The sequence below is a fragment of the Amycolatopsis acididurans genome (assembly GCF_012328925.1).
GTDB classification, from domain to species: domain Bacteria; phylum Actinomycetota; class Actinomycetes; order Mycobacteriales; family Pseudonocardiaceae; genus Amycolatopsis_E; species Amycolatopsis_E acididurans.
Window position 1 is genome coordinate 52435 of record NZ_JAAXLS010000007.1, and the last position, 15259, is coordinate 67693.

Sequence of the window (15259 nt, forward strand, 5' to 3'; positions counted from 1 at the left end):
CGGGTATGACGTTGAAGGTCAACACAGACCCGGCGGAGTCCGGGTTCGACGCGAACAGGCTGGAGCGGATCGACCGGCATTTCGCCCGGTATGTCGACGATGGACTGTTGCCGGGCTGGCAGATCGTGGTCGGCAGGCACGGCAACGTCGTGCACTCCTCGCGGGCCGGGCACCGCGATGTCGAGGCCGGGCTGCCCGTCGAGAGCGGCACGCTGTGGCGCATCTTCTCGATGACCAAGCCGGTCACCTCGGTCGCGGCGATGATGCTGTTCGAGGAAGGCGCGTTCGACCTGACGGACCCGATCGCCCGGTGGCTGCCGGAGTTCGCGGAGCCGCGCGTGTACGTGAAGGGCTCGGCACTGCGCCCGGCCACCGAGCCCGCGACCGAGCCGATCCGCGTGTGGCACCTGCTTTCCCACACCTCGGGCCTGACCTACGGGTTCCACCACGCGCACCCGGTGGACGCGATGTACCGCGCGGCCGGCTTCGAATGGGGTGCGCCCCCGGGGCTGGATCTGGCCGGGTGCGTGGCGAAGTGGGCCGAACTGCCGCTGGTCTTCCAGCCGGGCAGCGAATGGAACTACTCGGTGTCCACGGACGTGCTGGGCCGGTTCGTGGAGGTCGTGTCGGGCCAGTCGCTGGACGAGTTCTTCCGTGAGCGCATCTTCACCCCGCTCGGCATGACCGACACCTCGTTCGGCGTGGACGACGAGCGCCTCGGCGCGCTCTACATCCCGGAGCCGGGCACGCGGCGAGCGGTGCGCAACGAGGCGTTCGGCAAGGTGGGCCGCGGCCGTCCGGACTACTGGTCAGGTGGCGGCGGCCTGGTGTCCACGGCCGCGGACTATCACCGGTTCACGCAGTTCCTGCTGCGCGGCGGGGAACTGGACGGGGTGCGCCTGCTGGGCCCGAGGACGGTGGCCCTCATGACGGCGAACCATCTGCCCGGCGACGTGGACCTGGAGGCCTACGGCCGTCCCCTGTTCGCGGAAATGCCTTTCCACGGCTTCGGTTTCGGCCTCGGCTTCTCCGTGCTGACCGACCCGGTGAAGGCGAAGACCTTGTCCAGCAAGGGAGAGTACGCCTGGGGCGGCGCCGCATCGACGGCGTTCTGGGTCGATCCGGCGACCGGCGTGACGGCGCTGTTCTTCACCCAGCTGCTGCCCAGCAGCACCCACCCGATCCGGCAGGAGCTGCGGAACCTGGTGTACCAGGCACTCGTGGGTTAGCAGGTAGACGACGAGGAGGTGTCCAGCCCGTGACGGACCACCCTGTCGCGTTGGTGACGGGCGCGAACAAGGGACTGGGCAAGGAAACCGCGCGGCAGCTCGCCGCGCGCGGAGCCACGGTGCTACTGGGAAGCCGCGACCCGGAACGCGGCGAGGCCGCCGCCCGCGAGCTGGCCGCGGCGGGCACCGAGCCGCTCCCGGTACGGCTCGACGTGACCGACGCCGGCAGCGTCGAGGAGGTCGCCGGCACCGCGCGTCGTGAACGTCTCCAGCACCACCGCGTCGATGTCGTTGACCAGCGCCGGCACCGACTTCGGTGGTGACGCCGACCTGCGGATGGCCTACTCCTCGTCGAAGGCGGCGCTGAACATGCTCACGGTCCACTACGCCAAGGCGTTCGCCAAGAGCGATGCGTACTCGCACATCAAGATCAACTCGGCGACGCCCGGTTACACCGCGACGGACATGACCGGGCACCGGGGCACCCGCACGGTCGCCGAAGGAGCCCGCGTCATCGTCGCACTGGCCACGCTGCCCGACGACGGCCCGACCGGTGGGTTCTTCAACGACGACGGCACCGTGCCGTGGTGACGGTCAGGCGCTCAGCTTCCCCGTGATGTCACCGTAAGCGGCCAGGGTCTTCTCCCGGCCGTCGTGCATGAGGTACAGCGCGAACTGGTCCACGCCCAGATCCGCCAGCTCGGTCAGGCGCTCGATGTGCGCGCTCGCCGGGCCCACCAGGCAGAACCTGTCCACGATCTCGTCGGGAACGAAGTTCGCGGACGGATTGCCGGCCCGGCCGTGGTGGCTGTAGTCGTAGCCCTCGCGGCCGCGGATGTAGTCGGTCAGCTCCCGCGGCACCGGGCCGGTCTCGCCGTAGCGCGCGACGAGATCCGCCACGTGGTTGCCCACCATGCCGCCGAACCACCGCAACTGTTCCCGCTGGTGCGCCACATCGTCTCCGACGTAGGCGGGCGCGGCGACGCAGATCGTGATGCCCGCCGGATCGCGGCCCGCCGCCCGCGCCGCCTCCTGCACCGCGCCGATCGTCCACCGCGCGATCGCCGGATCGGCACACTGCAGGATGAACCCGTCGGCGTGCTCGCCGACCGTCTTCAGCGCCTTCGGGCCGTAGCCCGCCATCCACATCTCCAGCCGGCCGCCGCGCACCCATGGGATGCGCACCGGCTTCCCGCCGTAGACGACCTCCCTGCCCTCGGCGAGTTCCTTGATCACGTGCATCGACTCGCGCACGGTGGCCAAAGTGGACGGTGGCTTCCCGATCACCCGGTGCGCCGAGTCGCCGCGGCCGATGCCGCAGACGGTGCGGTTGCCGAACATGTCGTTGAGCGTGGCGAACAACGACGCCGTCACCGACCAGTCCCGGGTGCCGGGGCTGGTCACCATCGGCCCGACCGTCATCGCCGAGGTGCTCGCCAGTACCTGCGAATAGATGACGAACGGCTCCTGCCACAGGACCACGGAGTCGAACGTCCAGCCGTAGCCGAACCCGTGATCCTCCGCGGTCTTCATCAACCGCACGACATCCCGGGCCGGCGGATCCGTCTGCAGCACCACACCGAAATCCATGACCGCCGCCTTCAGTTCAGGTACTGGCACTTGTCCCGCGAGAGGAAACGCCCGTGCCCGGTGCCGCCGCTGAAGCCGGACGGCGAGACCACGACCTTGCCCCGCGAAAGGACCGTCTCCACCTTGCCGGTGATCTCGAATCCCTCATAGGCGGAGTAATCCACCGCCATGTGATGCGTTTCCGCCGACAACGTCTGGCGCGCGGCCGGATCGTAGACGACGATGTCCGCGTCCGAGCCCGGCGCGATCACCCCCTTGCGCGGGTAGAGGCCGAACATCCGCGCCGGCGTGGTGGAACACGCCTCCACCCAGCGCCCCAGCGAGATCTCACCCGCGACCACGCCCTGGTGCAGCAGGTCCATCCGGTGCTCGACGCCCGGCATCCCGTTCGGGATCTTGGAGAAATCGCCGCGGCCCAGTTCCTTCTGGTCCTTGAAACAGAACGGGCAGTGATCGGTCGACACCACGGACAGGTCGTTCGTCCGCAGCCCGCGCCACAGATCGGCCTGGTGCTTCTTCTCCCGCAGCGGGGGCGAGGCCACGTACTTCGCGCCCTCGAACCCGGGGCGCGCCAGGTCCTCGATGGACAAGTACAGATATTGCGGGCAGGTCTCGGCGAAGACGTTCCGGCCCCCGTCGCGTGCCTCGGCGACAGCGGAAAGCGCTTCCGCCGCCGACAGGTGCACGATGTAGAGCGGCGCGCCCGTCACCCGGGCCAGCGTGATCGCGCGGGAGGTCGCCTCACCCTCCAAAGCGGACGGACGAGTGTAGCCGTGCTGCACCGGATCGGTCTTGCCCTCGCCGAGCGCCTGCGCGACCAGTTCGTCGATCGCGATGCCGTTCTCCGCGTGCATCATGATCGTCGAGCCGGTCTCGGTGGCCTTGCGCATCGCGCGCAGGATCTCGCCGTCGGTCGAGTAGAACACGCCGGGGTAGGCCATGAACATCTTGAAACTCGACACGCCGCCGTCGATGCAGGTCTCCATCTCCTTGAGCGTCGTGTCGTTGACGTCGGAGACGATCATGTGGAAGCCGTAGTCGACGGCGCAGTTCCCGTCGGCCTTCTCGTGCCACTTGTCCAAGGTGGACACCAGCGAGGTGCCCTTGGCCTGCACGGCGAAATCGATGATCGTCGTGGTGCCGCCCCAGGCCGCCGCGGTGGTGCCGGTTTCGAAGGTGTCCGCCGAGAACGTGCCGCCGAAGGGCATTTCCATGTGCGTGTGTGCGTCGATCCCGCCCGGCAGCACGTACTTGCCGCTCGCGTCGAGCACGGTGTCCGCCGTGGTGAACACACCGGGCGCGGTGACCGCGACGATCTTCTCGTCCTCCACCAGAACGTCGGCGAGGCTGCCGCCCGTCGTGGACAGCACGGTCCCGCCCTTGAGCAACGTGCGCATCACGGCTTCACAATCGTGTCGTAGGAGTCGGGGCGGCGGTCCCGGTAGAACTGCCACAGGTCCCGCACCTGGGCGAGCTCGTCCATGTCGAGGTCACGCACGACCACCTCGTCCTTGGCGTCGGACGCGGCATCCCCGACCAGTTCGCCGCGCGGGTCGACGAAGTAGGTCTGACCGTAGAAGTCGTTGTCGCCCAACGGTTCCACGCCGACCCGGTTGATCGCCCCGACGTAGTACTCGTTGGCCACGGCCGCCGCGGGCTGCTCCAGCCGCCACAGGTACTGCGACAGGCCCCGGCTGGTGGCCGACGGGTTGAAAACGATCGTCGCCCCGGCCAGGCCCAGCGCCCGCCAGCCCTCGGGGAAGTGCCGGTCGTAGCAGATGTACACGCCGATCCGGCCGACCGCGGTGTCGAAGACCGGATAGCCCATGTTGCCGGGCCGGAAGTAGAACTTCTCCCAGAATCCCTTCACCTGGGGAATGTGGTTCTTGCGGTACTTGCCCAGGTAACGCCCGTCGGCGTCGATCACCGCCGCCGTGTTGTAGTAGACGCCCGCCTGTTCCTGCTCGTACATCGGTGCGACGATCACGATCCCGTGCCGCTCGGCCACACCTTGCAGAAGCTTCGTGGTGGGCCCGTCCGGGATGCCCTCGGTGTAGGAGTAGTAGTCGGCGTCCTGCACCTGGCAGAAATACGGGCCGTAGAACAACTCCTGCAGGCACACCACCTGCGCGCCCTGCGAGGCCGCGCTGCCGATCGCCTCGACCGCGCCGGCGATCATCGAGTCCTTGTCACCCGTCCACCGCTGTTGCACCAACGCGGCCCTGACCAGGTTGCTCACGGGTTTCCTCCACTTCTTCCGGTGCGCGACCCGGCAGGGTCAGCGCGAGATAGACCACGAAACCGCCGACCAGGCCGGCGACCCAGCTGTAGTCGTAGACGGGCTTGAGGAACGGGATCAGCCCGTCCGCCGGGAACGGACCCGATGAACCGGGGGCCGTGTAGGCGCCGCCGACCGCGAGCACCGCGCCCACGAGCGTGGCGACGATCGCCTGCCAGCTCCAGCCCGCGCGGAACCAGTACCGGCCCTTTTCGGTGTAGAGCGCGGCCAGATCGAGCTTCCGCCGCCGCAGCACCCAGTACCCGGCGACCAGCACGCCCGCGACCGCGCCGAGGATTCCGCCGTAGAACCCGAGCCAGGTGAAGATGTAGATGCTCGGATCGGAGTACAGCTTCCACGGCATGATGACGATCCCGACGATGCCGCAGATCAGCCCGCCCAGCGCGAACGTGATGCGCTTGGGGAAGGCGTTGGAGAAGTCGTAGGACGGGCTGACCACGTTCGCCGCGAGATTCGCCGAGACCGTGGCCAGCACGAGCGCGATCAACGCGATCACGACGACCACGGGGCTGGAGAACCGGTCCGCGAGACGCGCCGGATCCCAGATCGCCTGCCCGTAGAGCACCTGACCGCCCGAGGTGGTCAGGATCGCCACGATCGCGATGAACGTCATCGTGGTCGGCAGGCCGAGCAGCTGGCCACGGGCCTGGATCCGCTGGCTGCCGCCGAAGCGGGTGAAGTCGGGCATGTTCAGCGACAGCGTCGACCAGAACGCGATCATCGCCATCAGCGAGGGCGCGAACACCTTCCAGAAGCCGTGACCCCAGCCGAGCGAGGCGGGCTCGGACAGGATCGGGCCGATGCCGCCGGCCTTGACGAGCACGTAGCCGAGCAGGATCAGGAAACCGACCGACACCAGCGGCGCGGTCCAGTTCTCGAAGCGCCGCACGGCTTCCATGCCCCGCCAGATGATGAGCATCTGCACGATCCAGAACACCCCGAACGACAGCCACAGCGTCCACGGTTGCCCGCCGAAGGAGGCCGCGTTGCGCCAGCCGCCGCCGGCGAGCTTGCCGACGAGGATGTAGATCGCCTCACCGCCGACCCAGGTCTGGATACCGAACCAGCCGCACGCGATGAACGCGCGCAGCAGCGCGGCGAAATTCGCTCCCCGCAACCCGTAGAAAGCGCGGGAGAACACCGGGAACGGGATACCGTATTTCGTTCCCGCGTGACTGTTGAGCAGCATCGGGATGAGCACGATCAGGTTTCCCAGCGTGATCGTGATCAGCGCCTGCAACCAGTTCATCCCGAGCGCGATGAGTGAGGAGGCCAATGCGTAGGAGGGAATGTTGTGTGCCATCCCCATCCACAGCGCGAAATAGTTGTAGGTGCTCCAGGTTCGCTTTTCCACCGGGACCGGAGCGAGCTCGTCGTTGTAGAACCGGCTGCCACGAATGGACGCGGCGTCGGCCAGATCCACCCGGCCGTCGGGGTGCGAGATCTGCGAGGGTGCCATTGCGGAATCCTGCTCGCGCCGCGCGTGCCAGGGGCATTGGCAGAGTGTTCACCGTTGCCCGCGTCGGAACGCATTCTGTCGATTGCGCACGGCGCGGGCAGGTGTTTCGGCGCGGCCGGTAGCGGCCGGGCAATGCGACCGTAACAAAACGGCGGCCTCAGAAATCGAAGACGTGACCCGATTCTCGCGCCGCGACACAGCTGTTGGGATACGTGTGCGTGTAGAGCACGGGCTTCGCGTGCCAGTGGCCGGTCGCGGTCGCGGTGACCGGCGCCCAGATCAGCGGGCACATACCTGGATCCGCAGGCAGGTTGTCGAAGTCCCCGTCGGCGGCGGTGAGCGAGCGGCACCCTTTGCCGCGCTCGGGATGCGAGCCGCCGACCGGCTGGCAGCTCAGGGTCACCGTGCTGGTGCGGCCCCCGCTGTCGTGCAGCGAGAGGGCCAGTTCCGCGCCGGGATGGCTGGGGGTGCCGGCCATCGCGAGCAGCGAGGCCATGGCGGGAACGATCGTGGAAACAGGCATGGCGACACTATCTCGCCCAGATCACCCGTCCAGTACCTACACGACCAGGTGGTTCTGTGCCCCGAACGAGTGGCGGCTCAGCTCAGGTCGTGCACCAGCAACGCCACGTACAGCGACAACATCGACTCCGGCTCCTCCAGCGGCACGCCCAGCACCTGTTCGATCCGGGCCAGCTGCTGGTAGTACGCGGTGCGCGAGGTGTGCGCGGCCGCCGCGGCGGCCGACTTGTTCCCGCCCTGTTCGCAGTAGTGCCGCAGCGCCTGCACCAGCCGCGTGCCGGACGCTGCGTCGCGCGTGAGCAGCGGCCCCAGCTCGCGGGCGGCGAACGCGCGCAGCCGCTCGTCACCGGCCAGCAGGTGCAGCAGCCCGCGCAGGCGCACGTCCTCCAGCCGGTGCACGGCGCGATCCGACCCCGACTTGAGCGCCGCCGCGGCGACGTGTGCGGCCTCGGTCAGGCTGCGTTCGGCGTGCGCGGGGCTCGCCACCGTCGTCCCGGCCGCGACCACGCCCGGCGCGCCGGTGCGCGCCTGCCGCACCGCGTGCGCCAGCCGCTCCAGGACCGCGTCCACATTCGCCTTGGGGGACAAGGAAAGCAGCGCGCGCACGGTCACGTCGTCGGCGACCGCCACGAGTGCGCAGACCTTCGCGCGCCGGACGGCGATCGACACCGCCTCCGCCAGTTCCCGCAGCACGACCGTCGCCGACGCGGCAGGCCCCGCGGCGTCGGTCAGCCGGGGCCGGATCGCGACGCCGACGAGCCGCCGCCCCTCCAGGGGGACGCCGAGCGCGGCCGACCGTGCGAGCAGTTCCGCCGAGGGCACCGGCGAGGCCATCAGTTCCGCGAGCACCGCCCGGTGCGCCTGCCGTTCGAGGCTGTCTGTGTCGCGGGCGACCAGCCGGTGCACCGCCAGCGCCGACGCGGCCCGCTCGGCCACCACGATGTGCCGGTGGGGCGGTGGTTCGTCGGAGACGACGATCAGCCGCCCCCAGTCGTGCCCGCGCGCGCCGACGATCGTCACCAGCCACCCGGCATCGGCGTGGTAGGCGGTGCGCTTGCCGACGTGCACCGACCGCGACCGCGGCAGCCACGCGTCGAGCAGTTCGCCGGGGTCGGCGCCCGCCGCGTCGTAGGCGAGCATCTCGTGCGAGAGCGTCTCCAGGACCACGGGCCGTTCCGTCAGCCGCGCCACCTCCCGCAGCACCACGCCCGGTTCCGCGCCGGACACGGTCAGCTCGGTGAAGATCTGGTGCACCTGTTCGGCGGCCCGCAGCTCGGCCACCTGGGCGTCCACGATCAGCCCGTTCACGGTCTCGGTGATCGCGACATAGCGCGTCTCCCGCGACAGCGTCACCAGCGGCACGCCGTGGTGGTCGGCCGCCTCGACGAGCGCGGGCGGCAGCGCGTCGCTCCAGTGCCGGACCAGTTCCACGACCAGTCCCGCGACCCCGGCCCGGGCGAGCCCGTCCATGTACTCCGCGAGCGCGGCCGCGTCGTCGGGCAGCGCGATGCCGGTCGTCAGCACCAGCTCGCCGCCCTTGAGCAGGTGCCCGATGTCGGCGACCTCGGCGACGTGCACCCAGCGCACCCGCGCGTCCAGGCCCTGCTTGCCCGCCACGACGCTCGGCCGCCCGTGCCGGACGACCGGCAGCGCGAGCACGTCGGCGACGGTCGGGTACATAAGACACAAACTGTACGGCCGCACCGGGTAGTCCGTACATGTTGCCCGTATTGGCCGGGGCCGCTGTTCACCAGACTCGTAAGACATGAGCGAATCCGACCTGCTGGCCCGTCATCGCGCGGTCATGCCGAACTGGCTGTCGTTGTTCTACGACCGACCGATCGAGATCGCTCGTGGCTCGGGCCGCCGCGTCACCGACGCCGAGGGCAACACCTACCTCGACTTCTTCGCCGGCATCCTGACCAACGCGATCGGCTACGACGTCGCCGAGATCTCCGACGCGATCCGCGCGCAGGTCGACACCGGGGTGCTGCACACCTCGACGCTGTACCTCATCCGCAAACAGGTCGAACTCGCCGAGCAGATCGCGCGCCTGTCGGGCATCCCGGACGCGAAGGTGTTCTTCACCAACTCCGGTACCGAGGCCAACGAGACCGCGCTGATGATCGCGACGCAGTACCGGCGCAGCAACCAGATCCTGGCGCTGCGCAACTCCTACCACGGCCGCGCGTTCGGCACGATCGCCATCACCGGCAACCGCGGCTGGTCGGCCAGCTCGCTGTCCCCGGTCAAGGTCAGCTACGTGCATGGCGGTTACCGCTACCGCGACGCGTTCGGCTCGCTGTCCGACGCCGACTACATCAAGGCGTGCGTGGCGGACCTGCGGGACGTGCTCCAGACGGCGACCTCCGGTGACGTCGCGGCGCTGATCGCGGAGCCCATCCAGGGCGTCGGCGGGTTCAACGTGCCGCCGGACGGGCTCTTCGGCGCGTTCAAGGAGGTGCTCGACTCCTACGGAATCCTGCTGATCTCCGACGAGGTGCAGACGGGATGGGGGCGCACCGGCGAGCATTTCTGGGGTATCCAGGCGCACGGCGTCACCCCGGACGCGATGACCTTCGCCAAGGGACTCGGCAACGGCCTCGCGATCGGCGGGGTCGTCGCGCGTGGCGAGATCATGGACTCGATCACCGCGAACTCCATCTCCACCTTCGGCGGCAACCCGGTCGCCACCGCGGGCGCGAAGGCCACTGTGGACTATCTGCTCGACCACGACCTGCAGGGCAACGCCGCGAAGCTCGGCACGCTGCTGCTGGCGGGGCTGCGCGACCTGGCCGAACGCCACGACATCGTCGGCGACGTGCGGGGCAAGGGCCTGATGATCGGCCTCGAGCTGGTCGCTTCGGGCGGCACGGACCCGAGCCCTTCGCATGCCGCCGCCGTCATGGAGGAGACCAAGGCGCGCGGCCTGCTGGTCGGCAAGGGCGGGCTGCACGGCAACGTCATCCGCCTCGCGCCGCCGATGACACTGACCGACGAGGAAGCGCGTGAGGCGCTCGACATCCTGGGCGCGTCCATCGCGGCCGTGCAGAAGGGAACCAAGTGAGGATCTCCCACTGGATCGACGGCAAGAGCTGGACCGGGGACGCGGAACGGACCGGGGAGGTGTTCGATCCCGCCACCGGCGAAGTCCGCGCGCACGTGGACTTCGCCGGTGACGGGCAGGTGGCCGAGGCCGTCGGTGCGGCGGCCCGCGCCTTCCCCGGCTGGCGCGACACCTCGCTCGCGGCGCGCACCCGGATCCTGTTCGCCTTCCGGGAACTGCTGTCCGCACGCAAGGACGATCTCGCCAAGATCATCACCTCCGAGCACGGCAAGGTCGAATCCGACGCCGCCGGCGAGATCGCACGCGCCATCGAGAACGTCGAATACGCCTGCGGCGCCGCGCAAATGCTCAAGGGCGGGTTCAGCGAGAACGCCTCCCGCGGCGTGGACGTGTTCTCCATCGCGCAACCGCTGGGCGTGGTCGGCGTGATCTCGCCGTTCAACTTCCCGGCGATGGTGCCGCTGTGGTTCGTGCCCAACGCGATCGCGTGCGGCAACACCGTCGTGCTCAAGCCCAGTGAGAAGGATCCGTCCGCGTCGGTGTTCATCGCCGAACTGCTCGCCGAGGCGGGCCTGCCGCCGGGTGTGCTCAACGTGCTGCACGGCGACAAGGTCGCCGTCGACGGGCTGCTCACGCATCCGGAGGTCAAGGCGATCTCGTTCGTCGGCTCGACCCCGATCGCCCGGTATGTCTACGAAACCGGGACCAGCAACGGAAAACGCGTGCAGGCGCTCGGCGGTGCGAAGAACCACATGGTGGTGCTGCCCGACGCCGATCTCGACCTCGCCGCCGACGCGGCCGTGTCCGCGGGCTTCGGCTCGGCGGGGGAGCGGTGCATGGCGGTGTCCGTCGTCGTCGCCGTCGACCCCATTGGCGACGAGCTGGTGGCCAAGATCGCCGAGCGGATGTCGCGGCTGCGCGTGGGCAACGGCCACGACCCGGATTCGGAGATGGGCCCGCTGGTCACCTCCGCGCACCGTGCCAAGGTCGGGTCCTATGTGGACGCCGGGGTGGACTCGGGGGCGACCCTCGTGGTGGACGGGCGCGACATCGCCGTCGAGGGTGGCGGGTTCTGGCTCGGGCCCACGCTGTTCGACCACGTCACGCCGGAGATGTCGATCTACACCGACGAGATCTTCGGGCCGGTGCTCTCGGTGGCCCGCGCGGGCAGCTACGACGCGGCGCTGAACCTGGTCAACGCGGGCAGCTACGGCAACGGCACGGCGATCTTCACCAACGACGGCCGCGCCGCGCGGCGGTTCCAGAACGAGGTCGAGGTCGGCATGGTGGGCCTCAACGTGCCGATCCCGGTGCCGGTGGGCTATTACTCCTTCGGCGGCTGGAAGAACTCGCTGTTCGGCGACACCCACGCCTACGGTCCGGAGGGGTTCCACTTCTTCACGCGCACCAAGGTGGTCACCTCACGCTGGCCCGACCCGTCCCAAGGCGGCATCAACCTAGGCTTCCCCCGCAACTCCTGACCCACCCGCGAGTCCAGGCTTCCGCGCGCCCGAGTCCGGGTTTGCGTGCGCGCGTGTTCAGGTGGCCGCGCGCTCGAGTCCGAGGGTGCGCGCGCCCGAGTTCGGAGTTCCGTGCGCGGGAGTCTGGGCTCGCCTGCGCCGGAGTCCGGCCGTGGGTGTGCGCGAGTCCAGGCTTGCCCGGGTGCGTGTTCGGGGTTCCGTGCGCTTGCGTCCCGGCTCGCCCGCGCGTGTTCAGGTTGCCGTGCGCGCGAGTCCGGGCTTGCCTGCGCCCGAGGTCGGGCGCTCGCGCGCGAGCCCGGAGGAGCCCGGCATGCACGCGTCCCGGCCGCCGCGTGGGTTGTTGGCGACCTGGATACGCGTCGTCGTCGGCTTCCGTAAACTCGATGTCAGGTGTCGAGTGCGCGGAGGTGAGGCGTGGCCAGCTCTGATGAGCGCCGGTTCGAGGTGCTGCGCGCCATCGTCGCCGACTACGTGTCCAACCAGGAACCAGTCGGCTCGAAGGCGATCGTGGACCGGCACAACCTGGGTGTGTCCAGCGCCACGGTGCGTAACGACATGGCGGCGCTCGAAGAGGACGGTTACATCACCCAGCCGCACACGAGCGCGGGCCGCATCCCCACCGACAAGGGTTACCGGCTGTTCGTGGACCGGCTCGCCGACATCAAGCCGCTGACCACGGCCGAACGACGGGCGATCACCAGCTTCCTCGACGGCGCCATCGATCTCGACGACGTGCTGCGCCGCTCGGTCCGGCTGCTCGCCCAGCTGACCCGGCAGGTCGCGGTGATCCAGTACCCGACCATGTCCAACGCCACGCTGCGTCACCTGGAGGTCGTCCCGCTCACCCCGGCCCGGCTGATGCTCGTGGTGATCACCGACTCCGGCCGCGTGGACCAGCGCACCATCGACCTCGGCGACGTGATCAGCGAGGAGAACGTCGGCCGCGTGCGCGACGTGCTCAACTCCACGCTCTCGGGCAGGCGCCTCACCGACGCGGCCGCCCGCGTCGCGGAACTGCCCGACCAGGCGCCGGGCGAGCTGCGCGATGCCATGACCAGGGTGTGCACCGTGCTGGTCGAGCACCTCGTCGACCACCCGGAGGAACGGCTCATCCTCGGCGGCACCGCCAACCTGACCCGCAACGTCGCCGACTTCCCCGGATCGCTGCGCCAGGTGCTGGAGGCACTGGAGGAACAGGTCGTCGTCCTCAAGCTGCTCGCGGCCGCCCGCAACCCCGGTGCGATCACCGTGCGTATCGGCGAGGAAAATGAGGACGAGCAGATGCGCAGCACCTCCGTGGTGTCGATCGGGTACGGAAAGGACGACATGCTGCTGGGTGGCATGGGCATCGTCGGTCCGACCCGCATGGACTATCCGGGAACGATCGCCGCGGTGCGCGCGGTGGCCAACTACGTGGGGCAGATCCTGGCCGGCGGCTAGAAGCCCATTTTTCAGGAGGACATGAGAACGGTGGCGAGGGACTACTACGGCATTCTCGGGGTGCCCAAGAACGCGTCTGATCAGGAGATCAAGCGCGCGTATCGCAGGCTGGCCAGGGAACTGCACCCGGATGTCAACCCGTCCGAGGACGCCCAGCACAAGTTCGGCGAGGTCACCACCGCCTACGAGGTTCTCTCCGACCCGCAGAAGCGCAAGATCGTCGACCTCGGCGGCGACCCGCTCGACAACGGCGCGGGCGGCGGCCGCGGTGCCGGCGACCCGTTCGCCGGTTTCGGCGGGCTCGGCGACATCATGGACGCCTTCTTCGGGGCCGCGACCGGGGGCAGCCGGGGCCGCGGCCCGCGCAGCCGGGTCCAGCCCGGATCCGACGCGCTGATCCGGATCAGCCTGTCCCTGGAGGAATGCGCCACCGGCGTGAACAAGGAGATCGCGGTCGACACCGCGATCCTGTGCGACCAGTGCCATGGCAACGGCACCGCGCCCGGCGGCACCGTCAAGACCTGTGACACTTGTGGCGGCCAGGGCGAGGTGCAGTCCGTGCAGCGGTCGTTCCTCGGCCAGGTGGTCACCGCGCGGCCGTGCCCGGTGTGCCGCGGCTACGGCGAGGTCATCACCGACCCGTGCCGCCAGTGCGGTGGCGACGGCCGCGTGCGTGCGCGCCGCGACGTGACCGCGAAGATCCCGGCCGGTGTCGGCGACGGGATGCGGATCCGGCTCTCCGGCCAGGGCGAGGTCGGCCCCGGCGGCGGCCCGGCGGGCGACCTCTACGTCGAGATCGACGAGGAACCGCACGACGTGTTCGTGCGCGAGGGCCACGACCTGCACTGCAACCTGCGCGTCCCGATGACCACCGCCGCGCTGGGCGCGACCGTGCCGCTGGAAACGCTCATCGACGGCGAGTTCGAGCTGGAGATCGAACCGGGCACGCAGCCGGGCGCGGAGCTGCTGCTGTCCGGCAAGGGCATGCCGAGGCTGCGTTCCTCCGGCCGCGTCGACGGCCGTGGTGACCTGTACGTCCACATCGACGTCACGGTGCCCACCCGGCTCGACGAGAGCCAGCGCGAGCTGCTGCTGCAGCTGGCGCACGAGCGCGGCGAGGAGGTCCCGACGCTGGCCAGCAACGGCCGCTCCGGCGGGTTGTTCTCGAAGCTGCGCGCCAAGAGCCACAAGTAGATGCCGGCCACCACCACGCCGGTGTTCCTGGTCGAAGAACTTCCGGCCGGTTCCCGTGCCGTGCTGGACGGCGAGGAGGCACGGCACGCCGCGACCGTGCGGAGGATGCGGCCGGGGGAGCGGCTGACGCTGTCCGACGGCGCTGGCGGTGCCGCGGACTGCGTCGTGGAGTCGGTGCGGCCCGGACGCGACGCCGCGCTCGATCTCGTCGTGGAGCACCGGTGGTCGCAGCCGCGGCCACGACTGTGCGTGACGGTTGTGCAGGCGCTGGTGAAGGGCGACCGCGGCGAACTGGCGGTCGAGCTGGCCACCGAGGCGGGAGCGGACGCGGTGCTGCCGTGGCGGGCCGAACGCAGCGTCGCCAAGTGGGAGGACGGCCCGCGCGGAGCGAAGGCGCTCGCACGCTGGCGGAACACCGCCCGTGCCGCGGCGAAACAGGCACGGCGCACGTGGGTGCCGCCGGTCGCCGACCCCGTGGGCCTCGCCGGGCTGACCGCCGCCGTCGAGCGGGCTTCGCTGACGCTGGTGCTGGAAGGCAGCGCCGAGCGGCGGCTCACCGACGTGACGCTGCCGGAGGACGGCGAGCTGTTGCTGGTGGTGGGCCCGGAGGGCGGCGTGAGCGATGCCGAGGTCGAGACGCTGACCGCGGCGGGCGCCGTTCCGGTCCGGCTGGGCGCGTCGGTGTTGCGCACCTCGACGGCCGCCGCCGTCGGCCTCGGCGCGCTCGGTGCGCTGACCTCCCGCTGGGCGTGAGTCGCCTTTACCGGATTTCATACCCGGTGTCTTCGAAACCAGGAAGAAATTGGGTCGCGGCTGTGGCGCTCGGGCCGTACCACCCATTACGCTGGTCGACACCTGGGGCGCGATCCCGGGTATCCATACCCCGCCGGACACCTCCCCCCTCGGTCCGGCGGAGCCGTGGTGGCGGTGGGGCGACCCCCAGGCCTCACCGCCCCACGGCATCTTCAGTTTCGGCGA

At 69.8% G+C, this 15259-nt stretch carries 14 protein-coding genes; 8 read left to right on the plus strand and 6 right to left on the minus strand.

The window, feature by feature from the left end; all coding sequences use genetic code 11:
• Positions 1-5 precede the first annotated feature (5 nt).
• The 3 genes from HFP15_RS13315 to HFP15_RS43865 are packed head-to-tail and all read left to right on the plus strand — an operon-like array spanning position 6 to position 1820.
• The gene (locus HFP15_RS13315; protein WP_168515211.1) at positions 6-1229 is read left to right on the plus strand and encodes a serine hydrolase domain-containing protein; all 1224 of its coding nucleotides are present in this window, start codon (positions 6-8) and stop codon (positions 1227-1229) included.
• A gap of 29 nt (positions 1230-1258) precedes the next feature.
• A complete protein-coding gene (locus HFP15_RS43860; RefSeq protein WP_312871572.1) occupies positions 1259-1552 on the plus strand; it encodes an SDR family NAD(P)-dependent oxidoreductase in 294 nt (97 codons plus the stop codon).
• Positions 1515-1820: an SDR family NAD(P)-dependent oxidoreductase gene (locus HFP15_RS43865; protein WP_312871573.1), complete on the plus strand. Its 306-nt coding sequence runs from the start codon at positions 1515-1517 to the stop codon at positions 1818-1820. The genes HFP15_RS43860 and HFP15_RS43865 overlap by 38 nt, the downstream gene beginning before the upstream one ends.
• A gap of 3 nt (positions 1821-1823) precedes the next feature.
• Here the strand turns inward: HFP15_RS43865 and HFP15_RS13325 are convergent, their stop codons facing one another.
• The 6 genes from HFP15_RS13325 to HFP15_RS13350 form a co-directional block, all read right to left on the minus strand.
• Entirely contained in the window at positions 1824-2819 is a 996-nt protein-coding gene (locus tag HFP15_RS13325) for a TIGR03842 family LLM class F420-dependent oxidoreductase (RefSeq protein ID WP_168515213.1), read from the minus strand.
• A gap of 11 nt (positions 2820-2830) precedes the next feature.
• A complete protein-coding gene (gene hydA, locus HFP15_RS13330) occupies positions 2831-4216 on the minus strand; it encodes a dihydropyrimidinase (protein WP_168515582.1) in 1386 nt (461 codons plus the stop codon).
• A complete protein-coding gene (locus HFP15_RS13335; RefSeq protein WP_168515215.1) occupies positions 4216-5058 on the minus strand; it encodes a nitrilase-related carbon-nitrogen hydrolase in 843 nt (280 codons plus the stop codon). The genes hydA and HFP15_RS13335 overlap by 1 nt, the downstream gene beginning before the upstream one ends.
• On the minus strand, positions 5009-6577 hold the full coding sequence (locus tag HFP15_RS13340) for an NCS1 family nucleobase:cation symporter-1 (RefSeq protein WP_168515217.1): 1569 nt from the start codon (positions 6575-6577) through the stop codon (positions 5009-5011). Before HFP15_RS13340 ends, HFP15_RS13335 begins: the two co-directional genes overlap by 50 nt.
• A gap of 157 nt (positions 6578-6734) precedes the next feature.
• Entirely contained in the window at positions 6735-7100 is a 366-nt protein-coding gene (locus tag HFP15_RS13345) for an SSI family serine proteinase inhibitor (RefSeq protein ID WP_168515219.1), read from the minus strand.
• 77 nt (positions 7101-7177) lie between these two features.
• Positions 7178-8779: a PucR family transcriptional regulator gene (locus HFP15_RS13350; protein ID WP_168515221.1), complete on the minus strand. Its 1602-nt coding sequence runs from the start codon at positions 8777-8779 to the stop codon at positions 7178-7180.
• A gap of 85 nt (positions 8780-8864) precedes the next feature.
• On the opposite strand from HFP15_RS13350, the gene HFP15_RS13355 reads away from it, so the two are divergent.
• The 5 genes from HFP15_RS13355 to HFP15_RS13375 all read left to right on the plus strand — a co-directional run bounded on the left by HFP15_RS13355 (position 8865) and on the right by HFP15_RS13375 (position 15034).
• Positions 8865-10166: an aspartate aminotransferase family protein gene (locus HFP15_RS13355; RefSeq protein ID WP_168515223.1), complete on the plus strand. Its 1302-nt coding sequence runs from the start codon at positions 8865-8867 to the stop codon at positions 10164-10166.
• Positions 10163-11647, plus strand: coding sequence for a CoA-acylating methylmalonate-semialdehyde dehydrogenase (locus tag HFP15_RS13360; RefSeq protein ID WP_168515225.1), 1485 nt, complete (start codon positions 10163-10165; stop codon positions 11645-11647). The genes HFP15_RS13355 and HFP15_RS13360 overlap by 4 nt, the downstream gene beginning before the upstream one ends.
• A gap of 414 nt (positions 11648-12061) precedes the next feature.
• A complete protein-coding gene (gene hrcA / locus HFP15_RS13365; protein WP_168515227.1) occupies positions 12062-13087 on the plus strand; it encodes a heat-inducible transcriptional repressor HrcA in 1026 nt (341 codons plus the stop codon).
• A gap of 30 nt (positions 13088-13117) precedes the next feature.
• Complete coding sequence (dnaJ, locus tag HFP15_RS13370) at positions 13118-14281, plus strand: molecular chaperone DnaJ (RefSeq protein WP_168515584.1); 1164 nt, start codon at positions 13118-13120, stop codon at positions 14279-14281.
• The gene (locus tag HFP15_RS13375) at positions 14282-15034 is read left to right on the plus strand and encodes a 16S rRNA (uracil(1498)-N(3))-methyltransferase (protein ID WP_168515229.1); all 753 of its coding nucleotides are present in this window, start codon (positions 14282-14284) and stop codon (positions 15032-15034) included. It abuts the gene before it with no gap.
• Positions 15035-15259 lie beyond the last annotated feature (225 nt).

What these genes read in the sequence shown, in the direction of transcription:
- HFP15_RS13315 (WP_168515211.1), top strand. Translation starts at nt 6, where the DNA reads ATGACGTTGAAGGTCAACACAGACCCGGCGGAGTCCGGGTTCGACGCG.
- HFP15_RS43865 (WP_312871573.1), top strand. Translation starts at nt 1,515, where the DNA reads ATGTCGTTGACCAGCGCCGGCACCGACTTCGGTGGTGACGCCGACCTG.
- HFP15_RS13325 (WP_168515213.1), bottom strand. Translation starts at nt 2,819, where the DNA reads ATGGATTTCGGTGTGGTGCTGCAGACGGATCCGCCGGCCCGGGATGTC.
- hydA (WP_168515582.1), bottom strand. Translation starts at nt 4,216, where the DNA reads ATGCGCACGTTGCTCAAGGGCGGGACCGTGCTGTCCACGACGGGCGGC.
- HFP15_RS13340 (WP_168515217.1), bottom strand. Translation starts at nt 6,577, where the DNA reads ATGGCACCCTCGCAGATCTCGCACCCCGACGGCCGGGTGGATCTGGCC.
- HFP15_RS13345 (WP_168515219.1), bottom strand. Translation starts at nt 7,100, where the DNA reads ATGCCTGTTTCCACGATCGTTCCCGCCATGGCCTCGCTGCTCGCGATG.
- HFP15_RS13350 (WP_168515221.1), bottom strand. Translation starts at nt 8,779, where the DNA reads ATGTACCCGACCGTCGCCGACGTGCTCGCGCTGCCGGTCGTCCGGCAC.
- HFP15_RS13355 (WP_168515223.1), top strand. Translation starts at nt 8,865, where the DNA reads ATGAGCGAATCCGACCTGCTGGCCCGTCATCGCGCGGTCATGCCGAAC.
- HFP15_RS13375 (WP_168515229.1), top strand. Translation starts at nt 14,282, where the DNA reads ATGCCGGCCACCACCACGCCGGTGTTCCTGGTCGAAGAACTTCCGGCC.